Below are 22,785 nucleotides of genomic sequence, written 5' to 3'. Positions count from 1 at the left end.
GATGGGGGACACTGGACGACGACGTCACCAGTGTCCCCCCGACAGGAGAGCCGCTCCCATGCCCCGCCTCGCCCTCTACGCCCTGATCGTCTGTCTCCTCGCCGTGGCGGCAGCGGTCGTGTCCTTCGCCCGGGGCAGCTTCCTGGGGATCGTGTGGGTGCTGATCGTGGGGCTGTCCAGCAACATGTGCTGGTACTACGTGAAGCGCGCCAGGATGGAGAAGTCCGTCACCCGCTGACCGAGCAGAAGTCGCTCGTCTGCCAGAAGCGGTAGAGATCCTGACCGCAGTACGTCTGGAAGTCGCTGATGCCGAGCGAGGCCAGGATCGAGTCGATCACGTCGAAGAACGCGCTGTTGACCGCCGGCACCCACAGCAGCGCGAAGACGAACAGCAGGCCGAACGGCGCGAACGGCTCCACCTGGCGCTTGATCTTGTACGACAGCCAGGGCTCGATGACGCCATAGCCGTCCAGGCCCGGAATCGGCAGGAAGTTCAGGATCGCGGCCGTCACCTGGAGCAGGGCGAGGAAGGCCAGCGCGAACCGGAAGTCCGCCGGGACCCCGTCGAGCGCGTCCAGCCAGAACGGGGCCGTGCACACGATCGCGAACAGCACATTGGTGAGCGGCCCGGCCGCCGAGATCAGACTGTGCTTCCAGCGCCCCCGGATCCGCCCGCGCTCGATGAAGACGGCACCGCCCGGCAGACCGATCCCGCCCATGATCACGAAGAGGACGGGGAGGACGATGCTGAGCAGCGCATGGGTGTACTTCAGAGGATTGAGCGTGAGGTAACCCTTTGAACCCACGGAGATGTCACCGCTGTGCAGGGCGGTACGCGCGTGTGCGTACTCGTGCAGACACAGGGACACGATCCAGGCGGCGGTCACGAACAGGAACACGGCCACGCCGGGCTGCTCGGCGAACCCGGTCCAGGTGGCCCAGCCGGTCACCGCGGTGACGGCCAGGATGCCCACGAAGACAGGGCTGATCCGCCGGTCGCTGTTGCGGGCGGCTGTGGTGGTCATGGGGTTCCCCCGACTCTCGAACACGCTCTGGGACTGCCCGACCGTACCGGGCGTACGACGAAAACGTCTCGCGGTACCTGATCGGTTCCATGGAAGGTGGGGTCATGGGGCTTTGGCATGTGTTCTATGAGGACTGGCAGATGGAGTGCTGCGGTACGCCGTTCTCGGTGGGGGACGAGGTGAGCTGGCCGCTGCTGCTGAGTGAGAGCGGTCTGGTATTGGGTGGGGGCTGGCACGATCAGCTGACCGAGGTCGTGGGGCCGGTGGAGGGCGGGGTGCTGCGGGACGAGAACGGCCTGGAGGTCGCCGTGCGGCAGCGCTCGGGGGACCGTGTCCGGCTGGTCGGCCTGCTCACGGTCGAGACGCACGGCGCCGAACTGCCCGAGGTGCGAGGCCGGGTACGGGCGCTCCAGGTGCTGACACAGGGGTACGTTCAGCCGCCGGACTCGGAAACGTGGTGGCCGGTGCCGCAGGAGCGGTGGTTGCGGGCGGTGGACCGGTGCCCGAAGTGGTTCGCCGAGAGCGCGACAGGAAAGCGGAGCCGACGCTCGGACGCGGGTGCCGTGGTCACCCTCGACGTTCCGGACACGGACTCCGGGCTGTCCCACGCCCTACGCAGGGCGAGCGGCCTGCCCGAGGACGCACCTCCCGGCGCCGAGACGGAGGGCATCGACGCGCACCCGCCGGCGGCACTGCTGCAGACGTTCAGCACGGTGCGGGGCCGGCCCACCTGATCCGCCGGCCGCCGCGACCGACACGGCGCCCGCCCATGCCCGATCCCCGTGACTGCCCCCGAACCCACCAGAGACAATGGACCCCGTGCGCTATCGCATCCTCGGCACCACCCAGGTACTCCGTCCCGACGGCACCCCGCTCCCCGTCGGCGGCGCGCGGCTGCGTGCGCTGCTGACCGTGCTCGCGCTGCGGCCCGGCCGTACGGTCGCCGTGCGCCTGCTGGTCGACGAGGTGTGGGACGGCGACCCGCCCGTCGACGCGCAGGGCGCGGTGCAGGCGCTGGTGGGCCGGCTGCGGCGGGCCCTCGGCGCGGACGCGGTCGCCTCCGCGGACGGCGGCTACCGGCTCGTCGCCGCGCCCGACGACATCGACCTGCACCGCTTCGACCGGCTGACCGGCGAGGGCACGCGCGCGCTCGCCGACGGCGACGCCGCGAAGGCGGCCGGCGCCCTCGACGACGCCCTCGCCCTGTGGCGCGGCCCCGTCCTCGCCGACCTGCCCGACCGCACCGCCGAGGCGGCCCGCTGGGAGACCCGGCGTCTGGACGCCCTGCGCGCCCGCCACACCGCCGCCCTCGCCCTCGGCCACGCCGACCAGTCCCTCCCGGAACTGACCGCGCTGTGCGACAGTCACCCGCTGGACGAGCCCCTCCAGTCCCTGCGCCTGCGTGCCCTTCGCGACGCGGGCCGCACGGCCGAGGCGCTGGCGGCCTACGAGGACGTACGACGTGTGCTGGCCGAGCGGTTGGGGGCGGATCCCGGGCCGGAACTTCGGGTGCTGCACGGGGAGTTGCTGCGACCGGGGGTGTCGGGCGGGCAGGGCTCGGGCGCGGCGGGTCCGGCCGCTTCCGCAGTCAACGTCGACGGCGACCGGGTCTCGCGGGCGCCCTCCGTCGAGCCCGCTCCCGCAGGCACCGAGCCCGTCTCCCTCGGTAATCTCCGCGCCCGTCTCACCTCCTTCGTCGGCCGTGAGACCGACATCGAGGCGATCCGCGGCGACCTCGTGGCGGCGCGGCTCGTGACCCTGCTCGGGCCCGGGGGTGCTGGGAAGACGCGGTTGTCGCAGGAGGCGGCCGAGACCGTGCGGTACGCGGCGCGGGACGGGGTGTGGCTGGCCGAGCTCGCTCCGGTCGATGATCCGGAGGGGGTGCCGGAGGCCGTGCTGACCGCCGTCGGCGCCCGGGAGACCGTGCTGTACGGCGCGGGCGCGGAGGCGATGCGGGCCGGGAACGAGCGGCACGCCGACCCCGTGGAGCGGCTCGCGGAGCACTGCGGCAAACGCCGGATGCTGCTGATCCTCGACAACTGCGAGCATGTCGTGGACGCCGCCGCCCGGCTCGTGGAGGAGCTGCTGGCGCGCTGCCCGCAGCTGACGGTGCTGGCCACCAGTCGTGAACCCCTGGGCGTGCCGGGGGAGTTGCTGCGGCCCGTGGAGCCGCTGCCCGAGCCCGTCGCGTTGCGGCTGCTCGCCGATCGCGGGGCGGCGGCCCGGCCCGGGTTCCGGGTCGAGGCCGACGAGGAGACCGCCGCTGCCTGTGCCGAGATCTGCCTGCGGCTGGACGGACTGCCGCTCGCCATCGAGCTCGCGGCGGCCCGGCTCCGCATGTTGACGCCACGTCAGATCGCCGACCGGCTCGACGACCGCTTCCGGCTGCTCACCTCCGGCAGCCGTACCGTCCTGCCCCGCCAGCAGACCCTGCGGGCCGTCGTCGACTGGTCCTGGGAACTGCTCGACGAGGACGAACGGGACGTGCTGCGGCGGCTGTCGGTCTTCGCCGGCGGCTGCGACCTGGCCGCCGCCGAGGCCGTGTGCGGTCCCGTCGCGCTGGAGGCGCTGGGCTCGCTCGTCGACAAGTCCCTGGTCGTCGCCGCGCCTTCGGGCGAGGGCGGTGAGATGCGCTACCGGCTCCTGGAGACCGTCGCCGAGTACGCGGGCGAGCGGCTCGACGAGACCGGCCGGCGCGGGGAGGCGGAGCGTGCGCATCTGACGTACTACCGCGAACTCGCCCGCACCACCGACCCGTTGCTCCGCGGGCCGGGCCAACTCCTCGCCATCGAACGGCTGGAGCGCGAGTACGAGAACCTGCGCACCGCCCTGCGGCACGCCATTGCCGAGCACGACGAGCAGGAGGCGCTGTGTCTGGGGCTGTCGCTGGGCTGGTACTGGCAGCTGCGTGACGTCCGTATCGAGGCCCGCAACTGGTACAGCGAGATCATGGCCCTCGGCGCCGACCCGTTCACCGAGCCGGTGCGCCGCGCGGCCCCGGTCCACCAGCGCTGCACCGACTCCCCGCCCCCGCTGACCGGCGAACTCCTCGCCGAGGCCCGGCGCGGTATCCACCTCTCCCATCTGGCCTGCATGGACACGGAGTTGGACGCCTGGGAGACCCCTCAGGCCAAGGAGAAGCTGCGCATCATCACCGAGGTCTACGAACCCGGCCTGCCGCAGGTCTGCCGTCCCCCGGGCATGCTCTGGTTCTACGCCGTGATGCTGAGCGGCGGCGCGGAGCGGCTGGCCGGGATCCTCGACGCCGCCGTCCGCACCTGCCGTGCGACGCCCGGGACCGAGTGGGAGCTCGCCGGCACCCTCCAGATCCGCGCCAACGTCCTCGCGAACCGTGCCGACTGGGCGGGCGACGCGACGCGCGACGCCGACGAGGCGCTGGAGATCTTCCAGTCCCTGGGAGACGCGTGGGGCACCGCGGAGGCACTGTCCGCGCGCGGTGAGGCCCGGGAGCGTGCGGGCGCCTGGCTGGAGGCCGCCGCCGACTACGAGGCGGCCATGGAGCAGGCCGACCGGCTCGGCGCCCGCGCCCAGAACGCGGTGCTCCGCGCCCGGCTCGGCAGTGCGCTCATGGAGGCGGGCCAGAGCGAGCGGGCCGAGCGGATCCTGCGTGAGGTGATCGCTCAGCAGGAGGGCGGGGTCAACGGGGCTCTGCCCGCCGCCCGGATGTTCCTTGCCGCGCATCTCTCCTTCACCGGCCGGACCCTGGAGGCGCGCGAGCAACTGCGGCTGCTGCGCGGGGAGTTCAACATCGCCCACTTCGTCGTCTTCGACGCGTTCATCCTCGGCTCGGAGGCCTGGATGGAGGCGGCCGACGGCTGCTACGAGGCCTGCCTGGACAAGGCCCGGCAGGCCCTGGAGAGGGCCGACGACCCGTTGTCCGAGGCCATCGCCCCGTTCATGCGACCGCTGTACCTGTCGATCGCGGCGATCGCCGTGGCCGCACCCGAGGGCAAGAACGAGCCCCGTGACGCGGCCCGCATCCTCGGGGCCGCGCGCGCGATGCTGCCGCATGGCCATGTCGCGACTTCCATAGAACGCGAGACGTTCAGCCGGGCCGAGCGCCATGCGCGCGCCGCGCTCGGCGACGAGGCGTTCGAGGCGGCGTACGCGGAGGGCGGTGGCCTCTCCCCCACGGAGGCCACCGCCCTGATCTGACGCGCACCGACGAAAGGCGAACGTCAGCTCTTGGTCTTGAACTTGTGGATCGCGACCGGCGCCATGATCGCGGTGATCGCCACCGACCAGGCGAGCGTCACCCACAGGTCGTGGGCGACCGGGCCGCCCACCATCAGTCCGCGCGCCGCGTCCGCGAGCGTGGACAGCGGGTTGTAGTCGGTGAAGGCCCGCAGCCAGCCCGGCATGGAGCCGGTCGGCGCGAAGATCGACGAACCGAACTGGAGCGGGAACAGCACCAGGAAGCCCATGGCCTGCACGGACTGCGCGCTCTTCATGATCACGCCCAGGGTGAGGAACACCCACATGATCGACGAGGCGAACGCCGTGGACAGGGCCACGGTGGCGAGCAGTCCGGTCCAGTTGGTGATGTCGAACCCGACCAGGACGGCGACGATCATCAGCACGGCGGTCGCGAACAGCATCCGCATCAGTTCGACGGAGATCTTCGCGAAGAGCACCGAGCCGCGTCCGATCGGCAGGGACCGGAAGCGGTCCATGACACCGGAGTTGAAGTCCTGGCTGAAGCCGGTGCCGACGCCCTGCGAGAGCGTCATGCTCATCATCGCGATCATGCCGGGGATGACGTACTGCACGTACTGGTCCTGCCCGCCGCCCAGCGCCTGCCCGATCGAGCCGCCGAAGACGAACACGAACAGCAGCGTGAAGATGACCGGCATCAGCAGCGCGTCGGCCATCGACTCCGGGTCCTGGCGGATCCAGAGCAGATTGCGGCGGATGAGGGCGCTGGTGTGCCGCAGATGGCCGCGCAGCGGAATGCGGACGTCGTCGGAGGCGGAGGTGGAGACGGGTGTGGTGACGGTGGCGGCGCTCATACGGCGACCTCCTCGCGGTCGTCGGCGGGCACGGCGTCCTGCGGGGCGCTCGCGCGGTGGCCGGTGAGGGACAGGAACACCTCGTCCAGGCTGGGGAGTTCGGTGGTGATGGAGGAGATCGTGACGCCGCGCGCGGTGACCGCGCCGACCACCGCGGTCAGCTGCTCGTCGCTGAGGATCGGCACCAGGAGAGAGCCGGCGTCGGAGTCCACGGTGGTGGTGGCGAGGCCGGTGATGCCGAGGCCGTCGAGGTAGGAGGCGAGCGGCCGCAGCTGCAGCGGATCCACGGGCCGTACCCGCAGGGCCCGCCCGCCGACCTTGGCCTTCAGCTCTTCGATGCCGCCGCCGGCGATGACCTTGCCGCGGTCGACGACGGTGAGCTCGTCGGCCAGCTGCTCGGCCTCCTCCATGTACTGCGTGGTGAGCAGGACGGTGACCCCGTCCCCGACCATCCGCTTGACCTCGTCCCACACCTCGTTGCGGGTACGGGGGTCGAGGCCGGTGGTCGGCTCGTCGAGGAAGAGGACGGCGGGTTGGCCGATCATGGACGCGGCGAGGTCGAGCCGTCGCCGCATACCGCCGGAGTACGTGCTCGCCGGCCGCTTGGCGGCCTCGGTGAGCGAGAAGCGCTCCAGCAGTTCGTCGGCCCTGCGGCGGGCCTCCTTGCGGGGCAGATCGAGCAGCCGCCCGATCATGTACAGGTTCTCCCAGCCGGGGAGCTTCTCGTCGACGGAGGCGTACTGGCCGGTGAGGCCGATGACCCTGCGCAGCTGGCGGGGCTGGCGTACGACGTCGTAGCCGGCGACGGTGGCCTGTCCGGCGTTCGGGGCGAGAAGGGTGGACAGGATGCGGACGAGGGTGGTCTTCCCGGCCCCGTTGGGCCCGAGCACCCCCATCACGGTCCCCTCCCGCACATCCAGGTCCACACCGTCCAGCGCCTTGGTGTCGCCGTAGTGCTTCACCAGCCCCCGCACGGTCACGGCGATGTCGGCGCCGCTGGGGTTCTTGTCGATTCGCGTCATGGGCAAGACGGTGTCAGCCCCGACCGACAGACCACCGACAAGTCACCGACACCACCGACAGCCGACCGACAGCGCCGATTCTTTCCCCGACGACCGCCGCAACCATCAATTGAGCAACCACGACGGTGAGCAACCACATCCGCGAGAGCGGCGCCGGTTTAGGCGCAAAAAGCGGAGCAGCCCGCCGGCGGGGGAAGACCGGCGGGCTGCTTTGGTGCCGCAATGGCTCTAGTGGACGCTGTGCTCCTCCAGCGGGAAGGTGCCTCCCACCACGTCCTCCGCGAACGCCTTCGCCGCGTTGCCCATGACCTCGCGCAGGTCGGCGTACTTCTTCACGAACTTCGGGACCCGGCCGCCGGTGAGACCCAGCATGTCGGTCCACACCAGGACCTGCGCGTCCGTCTCCGCCCCGGCACCGATGCCGACGGTCGGGATGTGCAGGGACCGGGTCACCTCGGCCGCCAGCTCGGCGGGGACCAGTTCGAGGACGACCGCGAACGCGCCCGCGTCCTGCACGGCCTTGGCGTCGCGCAGCAGCTGCGCGGCGGCCTCCTCGCCACGGCCCTGGACGCGGTAGCCCATGGCGTTGACGGACTGCGGGGTCAGACCGATGTGCGCCATCACCGGGATGCCGGCCTCGACCAGCAGCCGGATCTGCTCGTACGACCGCTCGCCGCCCTCCAGCTTGACCGCGCCCGCCCCGGCGTCCTTGATCAGCCGGGTGGCGGACCGGAGCGCCTGTACGGGGCCTTCCTGGTACGAGCCGAAGGGGAGGTCGGCGACGATCAGGGCACGGGAGGTGCCGCGGACCACGGCCGCCGAGAGCATCGTCATCTCGTCGAGGGTGACGGGCACGGTCGACTCGTAGCCGAGGTGGCAGTTGCCCGCGGAGTCGCCCACGAGCATGACCGGGATACCGGCCTCGTCGAAGACGGACGCGGTCATGGCGTCGTACGCGGTGAGCATGGGCCACTTCTCGCCCCGCTCCTTGGCGAGAGCGATGTCACGAACAGTGATACGGCGTGTGCCCTTCCCCCCGTACAACGCTTTGCTGCCGTCGGAGGGCTTCTGGGCAGCCGAGAGCTGCGTCATGGAACTGCTCCTTACACGTCATCTCGAGGCGCCCTTACGGCGTCCCCGGATCACCTCCATGGTGGCACTTCGTGTCACGCTCGGCCAGAGGGGGGCGGGGGACTTGGGTCACGCCTCCAGCGACGTAAGTCCGGGGTCCTAGGGCTGTTCTTAAGGTCTCCGTAAAGAATTCCAATACGAGACGGTGCCGTATCGAAATAGGTCTAGGGTCGACCGTATGACTTCTCCTGCCGACCCTGCCCTCCCCGGCTCCCGCATCCCGGAAGCCGTGCACCGGCGCCGCTGGGCGATCCTCGGCGTGCTGATGCTGAGCCTGTTGATCGTGGTGCTCGACAACTCGATCCTGAACGTCGCGATCAAGACGATCTCCACCCCCGCCCCCACCGGCCTGGGCGCCACCCAGAGCGAGCTGGAGTGGGCGATCAACTCCTACACCCTCGTCTTCGCGGGGCTCCTCTTCAGCGCCGGTCTGCTGGGAGACCGGCTCGGACGCAAGAGGGTGCTCCTCGGCGGGCTCGCCGTCTTCGGTCTCGGGTCCGCCCTCGCCGCCACCGCCGGGTCGCCGACCGAGCTGATCGCGTTCCGCGCGGTGATGGGCCTCGGCGCCGCCTTCGTGATGCCCGCCACCCTCGCGGTGCTCATGAACGTCTTCGAGCGCGAGGAGCAGCCCAAGGCCATCGGTATCTGGGCCGGTGGGGTCGGGCTCGCCATCGCCATAGGGCCGATCACCGGTGGTGTGCTTCTGGACCACTTCTGGTGGGGGTCCGTCTTCCTCATCAACGTGCCGATCGTGCTCATCGCCCTCGCGCTGATGATCTGGCTCGTGCCCGACTCCAGGGACCCGAACCCCGGCCGTATCGACCCGATCGGTGTCGTGCTGTCCGTCGTGGGCCTGGTCCTGCTGGTCTACGGCATCATCAAGGGCGGCCAGCTCGCGGACTTCACGGACGCGACCGTGCTGTCGACGATCGGCGCGGGTCTCGCCGTACTCGTCGCCTTCGTCGTCTTCGAGAAGCGCAGCAGCCATCCGTCCATCGACGTGACGTACTTCAAGAACAAGGTCTTCTCCGCGGCGATCGCCGCCATCGCGCTGGTCTTCTTCGCGCTGATGGGCGTGACCTTCTTCTCGGTGTTCTACACACAGAGCGTGCGCGGGTACTCGCCGCTGGAGACCGGTCTGCTGATGCTGCCGCTGGCCGCCGCACAGATGATCTTCGCGCCGCGCGCCCGGCTGGTCGTCGACCGGTTCGGCAACAAGGCCACCACCACCGCCGGACTGCTCGTCATCGCCGCGTCACTCGCCGCGTTCGCCGGGTTCGAGGCGGACACGCCGATCTGGATCCTGGAGGTCGTTTTCTTCCTGATGGGCGCCGGCATGGCGCACATCATGACCCCGGTGAGCGTCGTCATCATGCAGGCCCTGCCCCGCGAGAAGGCCGGCTCCGCCTCCGCCCTCAGCAACACCTTCCGTCAGGTCGGCGGCGCCCTCGGTATCGCCGTCCTCGGCTCGGTGCTGTCCACGGCGTACCGCAACGGCATCGAGGACAAGCTCGACCTCCTCCCCGCCGGGCTGCGCCACACCGCGGGCGAGTCCATCGAGGCCACCCTCGGCGTCGCCGACAAGCTCGGCCCCCGGGGCGACGCGCTCATCGTCCCCGCCCACGACGCCTTCCTCCACGCCATGCACGTCACCGCCCTGTGGGGAGCCGGCGTCGCGGTGGTCGGCGCGATCGTGGTCGCCGTGTTCCTACCGGGCAAGCCGCCGACCGCCCAGAAGGACGAGGAGGGTCGGAAGCTGGTGGCGGCGGAGTAGGAGGCGCCATGCGAGCGCGTCCCGCACCGGAGCTGCGGGCGACTCCTGAGCCGGGCTGCACGGCCCCCCCAAGCCGGGGCGGGCCTTGGCGGCTCCCCGGTGCGGGCTATGGCGGGGGACAATCGTCCCAGGACACAGAAGGGATCCAGCGACGTGAGCAGCCTCGCCGAAGGTCAGCCCCGACAAGCGGGCCCCGCGCGGGGGCGGCCCCGTAGTGAGGCCGTGGAGCGTGCCATCGTCGAGGGCGTGATGAAGCTGCTGGAGGAGGGGGTGCCGCTCGCGGAGCTGTCCATCGAGCGCATCGCCCGTACCGCGGGCGTCGGCAAGGCGACCATCTACCGCCGGTGGAGCGGCAAGGAGGAGCTCTTCGTCGATGTCATCCGCAGTGCCGAACCCCCGGATCCCGAACTCCCCGGCACCTCCATGCGCGACGACCTCGTCGTCCTCCTGGAGACGCTGCGCCAGCGCGGACTGGTCAGCCGTTCCTCGGTGATCCTGCACAACGTGCACGCCCAGATGAAGAGCAGTCCGAAGATCTGGGAGGCGTACCACAACCTCGTCATCGCGCCCCGGCGCAGGCTCGGGATGGAGGTCCTGCTGCGAGGGCAGACGAACGGCGAACTGCGCGAGGACATCGACGTCGAACTGCTCAACGACATTTTCGTCGGCCCCATGTTGCTGCGTTCCGTCATGCGCCCCGACGCCGACCTCCCGGACGGCCTGTCCGAGCAGATCGTCGACACGATCCTCCAAGGACTGCGCCCCTTCGACCCGGAGGACCTACGGCCCGTCAGCTCACCGATCGTCAGTTCGACGGCGTCGTAGCCCTACTGTGCGCGTTTCGTCACAGAGGGCGCTTTCTGCGTCCGTGCATGGAACTGGCGGCGCCGACTTGTTCGTGCTCGTACGGGTACGGCCGTCATCGGACGGCGAGAACGGAACCGATCATCCCCTAGGGTCTTGAGACACGGGGGGACGGACGGATGCACGGCGGGCAGTGAGGCGACGCGGTATGGCGCAGCAGGCGTACATGGAGGAGACGGACAACGGCGGCTCGGGGCCCGAGCGCCAGAGCTCCAGGTTCCGGCGCCTGTTCGACCGGCTGCTCACCGGATGGCGCGGCGACCCGAGAATCTGGCGCCGCGGTCTGGTCGTCGCCGCGCTGGCGGTGGTCCTCGCGCTGGTGATGCTGCTGCACTCGCGCATTCCCAACCGCATCGGCAACCTCGGCAGTCTGATCGAGACCTTCCTGCCCTGGCTGGGCCTCTTCGTGCCGGTGCTGCTGGTCCTCGGTGTCGTACGGAAGTCGGTGACCGCCCTGGTCGCCGTGCTGCTCCCGGCGACCGTCTGGCTCAACCTCTTCGGCGGTCTGCTCACCGACAAGACCGGCTCCGGCGGCGATCTCACGGTGGCCACGCACAACGTCAACGCCGACAACCCCGACCCGTCCGGCACCGCCCGTGACGTGGCCGCCTCCGGCGCGGACGTGGTGGCGCTGGAGGAACTGACCGCGGGAGCGGTGCCGACGTACGAGAAGGCGCTGGCGGCGACGTACAAGTACCACTCGGTGCAGGGCACCGTCGGGCTGTGGAGCAAGTACCCGCTGACCGGGGTCGAGCCCGTCGACATCAAGCTGGGCTGGACGCGCGCCATGCGCGCCACGGTGGCCACGCCCGAGGGGCAGCTCGCGGTCTACGTCGCCCACCTGCCCTCGGTCCGGGTGAAGATGGAGGCCGGGTTCACGGCCCGGCAGCGCGACAAGAGCGCCGACGCGCTCGGTGAGGCCATCGCCGACGAGCCGTTGCAGCGGATCGTGCTGCTCGGCGACCTCAACGGCACGATGAACGACCGCGCGCTGAACGCCGTCACCTCCCAGATGCGCTCCACGCAGGGCGCGGCCGGCAGCGGGTTCGGGTTCAGCTGGCCGGCGTCGTTCCCGATGGCGCGGATCGACCAGATCCTGGTGAAGGGTGTCGAGCCGGAGAGCTCGTGGACGCTGCCGGAGACGGGGAGCGACCACCTTCCGCTGGCTGCCCGGGTGAAGGTCGACACGTCTTCCTGACCGCGGCCTCGACCGCCGGACGCTGTGGGCGGACACCCCCGGGGCTCTCGGTCGTTAAGAATTCATCCACCCGGTGAGAGTTTGGTAAGGCTAGCCTTATAGGGTGGCGGGGCCTTGCTGCCGTGTCAGGTGTGCGGGGCGTGAATGTCTCCCGTACGACAGGACCCCCCATGCGCCCCACCCCCCGCCGTCTGTTCGCGGCGCTTGCTCTCGCTCCTCTGCTGACCGCCTGTTTCGTGTCGGGTGAGGACGGCTCGGACGCGAATGCCGCGGACGGCTCCGGCGCTCGGTTGAAGGTCGCTCTCGCGGTGCCGCCGGTGCAGGCGCTGTCGCCGTACAGCAATGACGCCACCGTGCTGAGCAAGCTCTCCGTGGCCGAGGGGCTCACCGCGCTGGACGAGGACGGGGTCGCCGCGCCCGCGCTGGCCAGGTCCTGGAAGCAGAAGAACGCCACCACCTGGGTCTTCGAGCTCCGTAAGGCCACCTTCCAGGACGGCACCGAGGTCACCGCCGAGTCGGTCGTCAACGCCCTCGACCATGCCGGTGCGGCGGAGACCAAGCCCCGCGTCCTGAGCGACGTGACCCTGACGGTCAGGGCCGAGGACGCCGACACCGTCACCATCAGCACCAGGACCGCCGATCCGGTGCTCCCGCTGCGGCTCGCCAGCCCCGCCCTCGGGATCCTCGCCGCGAAGGCGTATACGAAGGACGGGAGCGTCAGCCCTGTCGGCACCGGGACCGGGCCCTTCGAGATCACCGAGCTCACCGGCAAGACCAAGGCCGCCCTCGACCGGTACGACGGCTACTGGGGCGGCAAGGCCAAGGCGTCCGGCATCGACGTGACCTGGATCGCCGACGGCACCGCCCGTGCCAACGCCCTGCGCGGTGGTGATGTCGACATCGCCGAGTGGATCCCCACCGCACAGGCGAAGCTCCTCGACGAGGACACCCGGCACGAGGTGCCCTCCGTGCGGACCGACAGCCTGATCCTCAACACCGGCGGCGGTGTCTTCACCGACGCCTCGCTGCGGGCGGCCGCTCGTGAGGCCGTGGACGGCTCCGCCCTCGTCGACTCCGTCTTCGGTGGGTACGCCGATCCCGCCCAGGGTCTGTTCGGGCCGGCCGTCTCCTGGGCCGCGGACAAGCGGGTGGAGGTGAGCGGACGGGTCGATGCCGCCACGGTCGCTCAGGTGAAGTCCGGGACCAAGGGCAAGACCCTGCGGCTGGCCACCTACACCAACCGCTCCGAGCTTCCCGAGGCCGCGTCCGTGCTCCAGCAGCAGCTGGAGAAGGCCGGGTTCACCGTGAAGCAGGACGTACGCGAGTACACGCAGATGGAGGCCGACCTCCTCGCGGGCACGTACGACGCCCTCGTCTTCTCCCGTGTGACGCTGCTCGACACCGGTGACGCGGTCGCCTATCTCGCCAGTGACTTCACGAGTGACGGTGTGTACAACATCGCGGGTCTGAAGGACGCCAAGGTCGACGAGGCCATCAAGTCGGCCGCCGCGGAGGGTGATGCGGCCGAGCGGCAGCAGAAGGTCATGCGGGCCGAGGCGCAGATCCTGCGCACCGACGCCGTCGTCCCGCTGGTCCACGAGCAGGCCGTGCAGGGCATCGCCACCGATGTCGAGGGCGTACTCCTGGACCCGCGCGAGCGCTCGCTGGTCGACCTCGGCACCCACCTGAAGTGAGAGACGGCCGCCTTCGCACCGCCGGCGGCCGCCTGGTCGCCGGCGCCGCGCTGCTCACGGCCGTCGCCCTGCTGCCCTGGCTGTCCCGGACCGACCCCGCGCTGACGGTGCTGCGGGCCCGCTCCGCCGAGCAGGACCCCACACCGGCCCAGTTGGCCGCCGTACGCGAGCAACTCGGTCTGGACGACGGGCCGTTGGCTCATCTCGTGGACTGGCTGGGCGGGCTGGTGCGCGGGGACGCGGGAACGTCGTGGGTGTCCGGTGAACCCGTCGGGGCGCAGCTGAGCACCGCCTTCGCGGTGTCCGTCACACTGATGCTCGGCGCGCTCGCGGTCACGGCCGCGGTGGCCGCGATGGTCTGTGCCCGGACCGTGTATCTCGGTTCCCGGCGGCGGTTGCGGAAGGCGCGGACCGGTGCCGGGGCGGCCGTCCTGGCCGCGCTGCCCAAGTTCCTGCTCGCCTCCGTGCTCGCCACCGTGTTCGGGGTGTGGCTGGGCTGGTTCCCGTCCAGTGGGTGGGAGGGGCCGCAGGCGATGGTGCTGCCCGCGCTCGCCCTCGGCGTGCCGTCCGGGGCGATGATCGGCGGGCTGCTCGACCGGTCGTTGCCCGCCGCCTTCCAGGAACCCTGGGCGCGCACCTGGTACGCCTCCGGACTCCCGTCCGGCGCCATCGCCCGCACCGCGCTGCGCCGCTCCCTGTCCGGGGTGCTGCCGCAACTCCTGCCGACCGTCGTGGCGTTGGTCGGCGGCGCGGTCGCCGTGGAGCAGATCTTCAACATCCCCGGCCTGGGCCGCCTCGCCCTGGACGCCGCCAAGGCCCAGGACCTCCCGCTCCTGCAGTCCGCGACCCTCGTCCTGATCCTGCTCGGCGTCACCGCCGGCCTCATCGTGCAGGCCCTGCGCCGCGCCCTCCTCGGCCCCGCCCTGCGCGCCGGGGCCCTGCCCGCACTCGCGGTGCCCGTGCTCCGGCGGCCGCGCTCGCTGCCCTGGATCGCCGGGCTCTGTACGGCCGTTCTGCTCACGCTGCTGGTGGCGGGCCTGCTGCGCGACCCCCTGCACGTCGACACCACCGCCCGGCTGCTGTCGCCCTCCCTCACCCACCCGCTGGGCACCGACGCCCTCGGCCGCGACCTGCTGGCCCGCCTCGGCCACGGAGCGCTGCGCACCGCCGGAGTGGCTTTCGCGGTCACCGCCGTCAGTGTTGTGACCGGCCTTCTGCTCGGCACGGCCACCCGGGTGGGTACCGGCCTGACCGAGGTGGTCTCGACCCTCCCTGCCGTCCTCGCCGGACTCCTGACCACCGCGGTGACCGGGCCGTCGGTCTGGGGAGCGGCCCTCGCGGTGTGCCTGGTCGGCTGGAGCCCGTACGCCGCCCAGACCGCGGCGCTCATCGAGGAGGAACGGGCGAGCGGCCACCTGCTGGCGTCCTTGTCCTTCGGTGCAGGGCCGCGCTATCTGCTGCGCCACCACTACGTCCCCGCGGCCCTCCCGGGCGTCCTGCGCAACGCCCTGCTGCGCCTGCCGACCACGGTCCTCGTGCTGGCCTCGCTCGGCTTCCTGGGCCTGGGTGAACAGCCGCCGACCCCGGAGTGGGGCCGGCTGCTGTCGGAGAACCAGCCGTATGTGGAGCTGGCGCCGTGGACGGTGCTGGGGCCGGCGGGGGCGCTGGTGGTGTTGTCGGTGCTGGCGGTGTCGGTGTCGGCGTACGGGCGCAGACGATGACCGTCGCAGGCCGGGCCGGGCAGGTCAGCCCGACAGGTCGAACCGCTCCAGGTCCCGCAGCCACGCCCGCGCCGAACTGTCCGACGGCGCCCGCCAGTCACCTCGCGGCGACAGCGAACCGCCCGCCGACACCTTCGGCCCGTTAGGCATCGCCGACCGCTTGAACTGCGCGAACGCGAAGAACCGGCGGCAGAAGACCTCCAGCCACTTCCGGATCTCCGCCAGGTCGTAGGACCCCCGCTTCTCCTCGGGGAATCCCGGCGGCCAGGCGCCGGTGGCCGTGTCGTGCCAGGCGTGCCAGGTCAAAAACGCGATCTTCGACGGCCGGAACCCGTAGCGCAGTACGTGGAACAGGGTGAAGTCGTGCAGTGCGTACGGGCCGATCTTGGACTCGGTGGACTGCATCTCCTCACCCGGCACCAGCTCCGGGCTGATCTCCGTGTCGAGGATCGCGGAGAGGATCTTGCCGGTCCCGTCGTCGAACTGCCCGCTGCTGATCACCCAGCGGATCAGATGCTGGATCAGCGTCTTCGGCACACCGGAGTTGACGTTGTAGTGGCTCATCTGGTCGCCCACGCCGTACGTGGACCAGCCCAGCGCCAGCTCCGACAGATCGCCGGTGCCGAGCACGATGCCGTTGTGGTGGTTGGCGAGCCGGAAGAGATAGTCGGTGCGCAGGCCGGCCTGCACGTTCTCGAAGGTGACGTCGTAGACCGGCTCGCCGGAGGCGAACGGGTGGCCCATCTCCTTGAGCATCAGACGCGCGGTGGGCGTGATGTCCAGCTCGGCCGCGGTGACGCCGAGCGAGCGCATCAGGGCGTGGGCGTTGTCCTTGGTGTGGTCGCTGGTGGCGAAGCCCGGCAGGGTCCAGGCCAGGATGTCGCTGCGCGGGCGCCCCGCGCGGTCCATCGCACGGGCGGCGACGATCAGGGCGTGCGTGGAGTCGAGGCCGCCGGACACGCCGATGACGACCTTCGGGCCGCCGATCGCGGCGAGGCGCTGCTGGAGGCCCTCGACCTGGATGTTGTAGGCCTCGTAGCAGTCCTGGGCGAGACGGTCGGCGTCGGCCGGTACGAACGGGAAGCGCTCCAGGCTGCGGCGCAGTCCCAGGTCGGTGCGGGGCGGGTCGAGTGCGAAGGCGACCGTCCGGAAGTCGGCCGTCCGCGCCTTGTGGGTACGGCGGTTGTCGTCGAACGTGCCCATCCGCTGCCGCTCCTGGCGCAGCAGGTCGAGGTCGACGTCGGCGATCGCGTACGAGTCGCCGAGCGGGAAGCGCTCGCTCTCGGCGAGCAGTACGCCGTTCTCGTAGATCATCGTCTGGCCGTCCCAGGACAGGTCCGTGGTCGACTCGCCCAGGCCGGCCGCCGCGTAGACGTACGCGGCGAGGCAGCGGGAGGACGCCGAGCGGCACAGCAGCTTGCGGTCCTCGGCGCGGCCGACCGTGATCGGGCTGCCGGAGAGGTTGACGAGGAGGGTCGCACCGGCGAGGGCGGCCTCCGCGCTGGGCGGTACCGGGACCCACATGTCCTCGCAGATCTCGGCGAAGAGCACGAGACCGGGAACGTCCGCCGCCTCGAAGAGCAGGTCCACGCCGAAGGGCACATCCGAGCCGCCCACCCGGATCGTCCCACCGCGCTCGTCGGCGCCGTCGGCGATCTGCCGGCGCTCGTAGAACTCGCGGTAGTTCGGGGGGTACGACTTGGGCACGACGCCGAGGATTTGGCCGCGGTGGATGATCACCGCGCAGTTGTAGATCCGGTTGCGGTGCCGCAGCGGGGCGCCGACGACGAGGATCGGCAGCAGGTCGGCCGACCCGGCCACCACGGTCGCCAGGGCCGCCTCGACCTCGTCGAGCAGTGCGTCCTGGAGCAGCAGGTCCTCGATGGAGTAGCCGCACAGGACCATCTCGGGGAAGACCGCGACGGCGACGCCCTCCTCGGCGCACCGGCGTGCGTGCCGCAGGACCGATTCGGCGTTGGCGGGCGGGTCGGCGATGACGGTGTGGCCCGTACAGGCGGCCACGCGTGCGAACCCGTGCTGATAGATCGACCAGAAGTTCAGTGGAGGCACGGGCCCAGTGTAATCGTCAGAGCGACGCGATGGGGTGGCGCAAGGTGTACGTCACCTCACGCCACCCCATCGGTCTCAGTGGCGGCGGAACGATTCGACGTAGCCGTTCGCGGGCGTACCCACGCCCGTGACGTCGTCGTACCCCGTCACGGCGGACAGCGAGCTGTCCTTGCCGAGGGAGCGGACCGACGTGGTCAGACCGTCCGTGGCGTCGTAGCCGTTGACGAAGTCCACGCGCGCGACGGCCAGTTGGCGGCCCGTCGGGTTGTCGGTGACGTCGTGGTAGGCCTTCGTGCCGTACTTGGCGTAGATCGACGGGTTGGCGAAGCCGATCGCCTTGCCGCCGCGCGCCTCCTGGGCGAGGGCCTGGACGGCCGCGATGACCGGCGAGGCCAGCGAGGTGCCGCCGATGCGGTACTCGCTGTACGACTCGGAGCCGTCCGCCTGGGTCTGCGTCTGGCCGACCAGGAAGCCGGTGTTCGGGTCGGCGATCGCGGAGATGTCCGGGACGACGCGGTTGCCGGCGGCGTTGTTGGCCTTGGCGAGCGCGTTGGGGACGACACCCTTCTGGTAGAAGGGCTCGGCGACCGTCTTGCTGGTGCCGCCGCCCGCACCGGAGGTGAACGCGCCGGGGAAGTCCGTCCAGCTCTTGCCGTCCGCGGACAGCGTGGCCTTCTCGGTGCCCCAGCCGGTCTCCCACAGGTACTTGTCGTCCTTGCCGACGGCCAGCGAGGTACCGCCGACCGCCGTCACCCACGCCGAGTTGGCCGGGGTGTCGACCTGCTTCGTCCCGGTGTTGGCGACCTCGTCGCCGTTGTCGCCCGAGGAGAAGTAGAAGCCGATGCCCTCGACCGCGCCGAACTGGAAGACCTGGTCGTAGGCGGCCGCGAGGTCCGGCGTCTGGTTGGCCTCGATGTCGCCCCAGGAGTTGGAGACGAGGTCGGCCAGATGCTTGTCGACGATCTTGCTGAGCGAGTCCAGCAGGTCGTCGTCCATGCAGGACGAGGCGCCCACATAGGTGACGTTCGCGTCCGGCGCGACCGCGTGCACGGCCTCGACGTCGAGGGTCTCCTCGCCGTACCAGCCGGAGGCGTCGCACTCGTCCGCGCCGGTGTGCGTGTAGTTCTTGGGCAGCACCTGGGACAGCTGGCCGGTCTTCCAGGCGGGGTCGCCGTGCTTCTTCGCGTAGGTCTGCGCGTCGGCGGCGATGGTCGGCGAGGCGAACGCGTCGGTGATGGCGACGCGCACCCCCTTGCCCGTATACGAGCCCGCGCCGTACGCGGCCCGCAGCTGCTTGCCCGTGTAGCCCTTGACGGCGTACGGGATCTTGCCGCCGTACGCGTCGGGCAGGGTGCTCGCGGTGTTCGAGCCGTAGTACGACGAGAACGGCCCCGCGTTCTTGAACACGGCGCCCGGACCGGGCAGTTGGTCGTTGTGGCTCGCCTTGTGCGGGGCGTTGTCCAGGCCGGTGACGGTCAGCACGGCGCCGTTCAGGCTCTCCGGCGCGGAGGCCGTCTTCGCGGGCGCGCGGTAAGTCTTCGTGCCCTTGGCGTAGTTGTGCAGCTGGGTGCCGAACGCCTTCTCGGCGGCGGCCACGTCACCGGAGACGGAGACGTAGTGCCGCGTGACACCGGTGACCTTCAGGCCCGCGGACGCCAGCCACGACTTCACCGCGGCCACCTGGGCCTTCGTGGCGCCGAAGCGGGCCTGCGCCTGCTGGGCGCTCAGGTACTTGCCGTATGACGCCGAAGCCGGGTCGGACACGGACTTCGCGTACGCGGCGAGGCCGGTCGCGTCCCGCCCTGCGAGGTAGACCCGGGCGGAGACCTGCGAACTGTCGGCGGTAGCGCCCTTGTCGGCCTTGGCCGTGGCCCACGCCGGCCTGGTCCCGGCCAGCGTGTCCCGGGCCGGGCCGTCCGCGGCGTGCGCCGCGGGTATGCCGAGCGCCAGCGCGCCGGCGATCATGGGCAGTGTCGCTGCCATGCTCACACCGGCACGCAGAGTGGCGCGGTTGGATCTCATGGAACCCCCTGTATGCGGTTCGTCTCGAGTGGATCACTCGACGGTGGCCACTCTTTCGATGAACCGTTCATGCCAGGGGAATACGAGTCCCAAGAAGACCCCAATTAACCTAATGACAAGGCCATTTGAGGGTTAAGACGCCACGAGAACCGAGGGTTAACCCTCCAAGGCCCTCCAAGACCCGCTAAGAACGCGGTTTCGCGCCGCGCTCCTTCAGCATGTCCGTCATCAGGCCGATCTCCGACTCCTGCCCGTTGACCATGCCCTGCGCGATGTCCTTCTCCACCTTCACCTTGCAGCGCTCGACACAGCCCTCGGCCATGTGGATGCCACCCTTGTGGTGGTCGGTCATGAGCTGGAGATAGAAGATCTCGGCCTGCTTGCCGCTGAGCTTCTTCAGCTTCGCCATCTCGGTGTTGGTCGCCATGCCCGGCATCAGTGCGCCGTCCTCGCCGGAGGCCATGCCGCCCATGTCCATCCAGGTCATCGGCGCGTCCGACGACACCTTCGGCAGATTCCACAGATCCAGCCAGCCCAGCAGCATGCCGCGCTGGTTGGCCTGCGTCTGCGCGATGTCGTACGCGAGCAGCCGTACGTCCTCGTTCTTCGTACGGTCGCGGACGATGAACGACATCTCCACCGCCTGCTGGTGGTGCACCGCCATGTCCCGCGCGAACCCGGCGTCCGCGGAGTCCGCGGTCGGGGTGTCGGCGGAGCCGTCGTCCTGGGTGACGGCGTAGGTGATCCCCCCGGTCGCGACGAGCACCGCCGCCGCGCCCGAGGCGATCCAGCCGGCCTTCCTCACTACGACAGACCGCCCTGACACGTCGCACCCTTCTCGGGAGTCTGCTCACCCTGGACATACGTCTCGAAGAACTTCGCCACGTTCGGGTCGTCGGCGCTGGTCACCGTCCGCTGGTGGCCCCACGCCGTCAGCATGATCGGGGCCGCCTGCTTCTCGTACGGGCTCATCAGCGTGTACGGCGTCTTCTTCACCTTCGCCGCCAGCGCCTCGATGTCGGCCTTCTTGGCCTTGGAGGTGTACGTCACCCAGACCGAACCGTGCTCCAGCGAGTGCACGGCGTTCATGTTGTTGAGTTCCTTGGTGTAGACGTCGCCGTTGCAGTTCATCCAGCGGGCGTCGTGGTCACCGCCGGCCGGGGGCGTCATCGGGTACTTCACGGTCTTGGTGACATGGGTCTGGCTGAGCTTCGACGACCACGTCTTCACCCCGTCCTTGCCCGTGGTCCAGTGACCCGGGTTGCTGGAGTCGGCCGTCGTGCTGCCGCCGTCGTCCTGAGAGCGCACGAGCACGACGCCGCCCACGACGAGAGCGGTGACGACGGCCACGCTCGCCCCGATCGTGAGGAGCCGGTTGCGGCGTTCGCGGGCCTGTTCGGCACGCCGCATCTCCGCTATTCGAGCCTGGCGCTCGGCGGAGTTCTTGTTCTTGGCGGAACCCATGGGGTGTGTCCTTCTGGGGTAAGGAGGGCCGGGCGGGTCCGCTGATCGTAATGGGGAAGGGGGTGTCTCCAGAAAGGGAGGGCACGGGAATGGCCGAAGACCGGGCGCCCGCCGAGATCCGGGTCCGCCCAGGTTCCGACACGCCCGGCATTACTTATACGGGTCCGAGCAGGCAAGATGGGCGGCAGAACAGTACACCTGCCGTACGTGAGGCGTTCGCCCGGAGGTCGGCCCGCCGATCATGGTCCGCAACACGGATGAAATGGTGTTGTGGTGGGATGCTCAGGTGCCCGACCGTCTCGCGCGGGACCAGAGACAGGTGGCCTGACCAGCAAGGATGGGGAAGCGGAAGATGGACAAGCAGCAGGAGTTCGTGCTCCGGACGTTGGAGGAGCGCGACATCCGGTTCGTACGCCTGTGGTTCACGGACGTGCTGGGCTTCCTCAAGTCCGTCGCCGTGGCCCCGGCCGAACTGGAACAGGCCTTCGACGAGGGCATCGGGTTCGACGGATCCGCGATCGAGGGCTTCGCCCGGGTCTACGAGTCCGACATGATCGCCAAGCCGGACCCGTCGACCTTCCAGATCCTGCCGTGGCGCGCCGAGGCGCCCGGTACGGCCCGGATGTTCTGCGACATCCTCATGCCGGACGGCTCGCCGTCCTTCGCGGACCCGCGCTACGTGCTCAAGCGCGCGCTGGCCCGCACCTCGGACCTGGGCTTCACCTTCTACACCCACCCCGAGATCGAGTTCTTCCTGCTGAAGGACAAGCCGCTGGACGGCACCCGTCCGACGCCGGCCGACAACTCGGGCTACTTCGACCACACCCCGCAGAACATCGGCATGGACTTCCGCCGCCAGGCGATCACCATGCTGGAGTCGATGGGCATCTCGGTGGAGTTCTCCCACCACGAGGGCGCCCCCGGCCAGCAGGAGATCGACCTCCGCTACGCCGACGCGCTCTCGACGGCGGACAACATCATGACGTTCCGCCTGGTCATGAAGCAGGTGGCGCTGGAGCAGGGCGTCCAGGCGACGTTCATGCCGAAGCCGTTCTCGGAGCACCCCGGGTCCGGGATGCACACGCACCTCTCCCTCTTCGAGGGCGACCGCAACGCGTTCTACGAGTCGGGCTCGGAGTACCAGCTCTCCAAGGTCGGCCGCTCCTTCATCGCGGGCCTGCTGAAGCACTCCGCGGAGATCTCCGCGATCACCAACCAGTGGGTCAACTCCTACAAGCGCATCTGGGGCGGCTCGGAGCGCACCGCGGGCGCCGGCGGTGAGGCCCCGTCCTACATCTGCTGGGGCCACAACAACCGCTCGGCCCTGGTCCGGGTCCCGATGTACAAGCCCGGCAAGACCGGCTCGGCCCGCATCGAGGTCCGCTCGATCGACTCCGGCGCCAACCCGTACCTGGCCTACGCCATCCTGCTCGCCGCCGGCCTCAAGGGCATCGAGGAGGGCTACGAGCTCCCGCCGGGCGCCGAGGACGACGTCTGGGCCCTCTCCGACGCCGAGCGCCGCGCGATGGGCATCGAGCCCCTCCCGCAGAACCTCGGCGAGGCCCTGACCCTCATGGAGCGCAGCGACCTGGTCGCCGAGACGCTGGGCGAGCACGTCTTCGACTTCTTCTTGCGCAACAAGCGCCAGGAGTGGGAGGAGTACCGCTCCGAGGTCACCGCGTTCGAGCTGCGGAAGAACCTGCCGGTGCTGTAAAGCGCGGACAACGAAGGGGCCGACGGTCGTGAACCGTCGGCCCCTTCGCGTGTGTC

At 70.3% G+C, this 22,785-nt stretch carries 17 protein-coding genes; 9 read left to right on the top strand and 8 right to left on the bottom strand.

The window, feature by feature from the left end; genetic code table 11:
• The first annotated feature begins 1 nt into the window (after window position 1).
• Window positions 2–238, top strand: a complete 237-nt coding sequence (locus TN53_RS08790) for a hypothetical protein (RefSeq protein WP_234441530.1) — start codon at window positions 2–4, stop codon at window positions 236–238.
• On the opposite strand, the gene TN53_RS08785 is transcribed toward TN53_RS08790, so the two are convergent.
• Window positions 228–1,025, bottom strand: coding sequence for a site-2 protease family protein (locus TN53_RS08785; RefSeq protein WP_046257852.1), 798 nt, complete (start codon window positions 1,023–1,025; stop codon window positions 228–230). The genes TN53_RS08790 and TN53_RS08785 overlap by 11 nt on opposite strands.
• Before the next feature lie 104 nt (window positions 1,026–1,129).
• Here TN53_RS08785 and TN53_RS08780 point away from each other — a divergent pair, with 104 nt between their 5' ends.
• Together TN53_RS08780 and TN53_RS08775 are read left to right on the top strand one after the other, a co-directional pair.
• A complete protein-coding gene (locus tag TN53_RS08780; protein WP_046257851.1) occupies window positions 1,130–1,759 on the top strand; it encodes a DUF6578 domain-containing protein in 630 nt (209 codons plus the stop codon).
• 76 nt (window positions 1,760–1,835) lie between these two features.
• The gene (locus tag TN53_RS08775; protein WP_046257850.1) at window positions 1,836–5,201 is read left to right on the top strand and encodes an AfsR/SARP family transcriptional regulator; all 3,366 of its coding nucleotides are present in this window, start codon (window positions 1,836–1,838) and stop codon (window positions 5,199–5,201) included.
• A gap of 23 nt (window positions 5,202–5,224) precedes the next feature.
• Here the strand turns inward: TN53_RS08775 and TN53_RS08770 are convergent, their stop codons facing one another.
• The 3 genes from TN53_RS08770 to panB form a co-directional block, all read right to left on the bottom strand.
• Window positions 5,225–6,055 carry an ABC transporter permease gene (locus TN53_RS08770; protein WP_046257849.1) on the bottom strand — a complete coding sequence of 277 codons (831 nt, stop codon included), beginning with the start codon at window positions 6,053–6,055 and terminating at the stop codon, window positions 5,225–5,227.
• Window positions 6,052–7,077 carry an ATP-binding cassette domain-containing protein gene (locus TN53_RS08765; RefSeq protein WP_046257848.1) on the bottom strand — a complete coding sequence of 342 codons (1,026 nt, stop codon included), beginning with the start codon at window positions 7,075–7,077 and terminating at the stop codon, window positions 6,052–6,054. Before TN53_RS08765 ends, TN53_RS08770 begins: the two co-directional genes overlap by 4 nt.
• A gap of 228 nt (window positions 7,078–7,305) precedes the next feature.
• On the bottom strand, window positions 7,306–8,169 hold the full coding sequence (panB, locus tag TN53_RS08760; RefSeq protein ID WP_046257847.1) for a 3-methyl-2-oxobutanoate hydroxymethyltransferase: 864 nt from the start codon (window positions 8,167–8,169) through the stop codon (window positions 7,306–7,308).
• Between the two features lie 217 nt (window positions 8,170–8,386).
• Between panB and TN53_RS08755 the strand changes: the two genes are divergently transcribed.
• From TN53_RS08755 to TN53_RS08735, 5 genes are all read left to right on the top strand, one after another.
• Entirely contained in the window at window positions 8,387–9,982 is a 1,596-nt protein-coding gene (locus TN53_RS08755) for an MFS transporter (protein ID WP_095046377.1), read from the top strand.
• A 108-nt stretch (window positions 9,983–10,090) separates the two neighbouring features.
• The gene (locus TN53_RS08750; protein WP_199924537.1) at window positions 10,091–10,807 is read left to right on the top strand and encodes a TetR/AcrR family transcriptional regulator; all 717 of its coding nucleotides are present in this window, start codon (window positions 10,091–10,093) and stop codon (window positions 10,805–10,807) included.
• A 187-nt stretch (window positions 10,808–10,994) separates the two neighbouring features.
• Entirely contained in the window at window positions 10,995–12,044 is a 1,050-nt protein-coding gene (locus TN53_RS08745) for an endonuclease/exonuclease/phosphatase family protein (protein ID WP_046257844.1), read from the top strand.
• Between the two features lie 170 nt (window positions 12,045–12,214).
• Window positions 12,215–13,738, top strand: coding sequence for an ABC transporter substrate-binding protein (locus tag TN53_RS08740; RefSeq protein ID WP_046257843.1), 1,524 nt, complete (start codon window positions 12,215–12,217; stop codon window positions 13,736–13,738).
• Entirely contained in the window at window positions 13,735–15,459 is a 1,725-nt protein-coding gene (locus TN53_RS08735) for an ABC transporter permease subunit (protein WP_046257842.1), read from the top strand. Before TN53_RS08740 ends, TN53_RS08735 begins: the two co-directional genes overlap by 4 nt.
• Before the next feature lie 24 nt (window positions 15,460–15,483).
• Here the strand turns inward: TN53_RS08735 and TN53_RS08730 are convergent, their stop codons facing one another.
• From TN53_RS08730 to TN53_RS08715, 4 genes are all read right to left on the bottom strand, one after another.
• Window positions 15,484–17,529 carry an NAD(+) synthase gene (locus tag TN53_RS08730; RefSeq protein ID WP_199924536.1) on the bottom strand — a complete coding sequence of 682 codons (2,046 nt, stop codon included), beginning with the start codon at window positions 17,527–17,529 and terminating at the stop codon, window positions 15,484–15,486.
• 75 nt (window positions 17,530–17,604) lie between these two features.
• The gene (locus TN53_RS08725; protein ID WP_234441529.1) at window positions 17,605–19,512 is read right to left on the bottom strand and encodes a S53 family peptidase; all 1,908 of its coding nucleotides are present in this window, start codon (window positions 19,510–19,512) and stop codon (window positions 17,605–17,607) included.
• Window positions 19,513–19,735: 223 nt separating this feature from the next.
• Complete coding sequence (locus TN53_RS08720) at window positions 19,736–20,377, bottom strand: DUF305 domain-containing protein (protein WP_420719090.1); 642 nt, start codon at window positions 20,375–20,377, stop codon at window positions 19,736–19,738.
• A complete protein-coding gene (locus TN53_RS08715) occupies window positions 20,356–21,015 on the bottom strand; it encodes a DUF3105 domain-containing protein (RefSeq protein WP_046257839.1) in 660 nt (219 codons plus the stop codon). Before TN53_RS08715 ends, TN53_RS08720 begins: the two co-directional genes overlap by 22 nt.
• Window positions 21,016–21,367: 352 nt before the next feature.
• Here TN53_RS08715 and TN53_RS08710 point away from each other — a divergent pair, with 352 nt between their 5' ends.
• On the top strand, window positions 21,368–22,729 hold the full coding sequence (locus TN53_RS08710) for a glutamine synthetase family protein (protein ID WP_046257838.1): 1,362 nt from the start codon (window positions 21,368–21,370) through the stop codon (window positions 22,727–22,729).
• Window positions 22,730–22,785 lie beyond the last annotated feature (56 nt).

It is taken from the genome of Streptomyces sp. WM6386 (assembly GCF_000972385.1).
Taxonomy (GTDB): domain Bacteria; phylum Actinomycetota; class Actinomycetes; order Streptomycetales; family Streptomycetaceae; genus Streptomyces.
The sequence above is the reverse complement of the archived record's forward strand: the minus strand, read 5'-3'. Positions and strand labels throughout refer to the sequence as shown.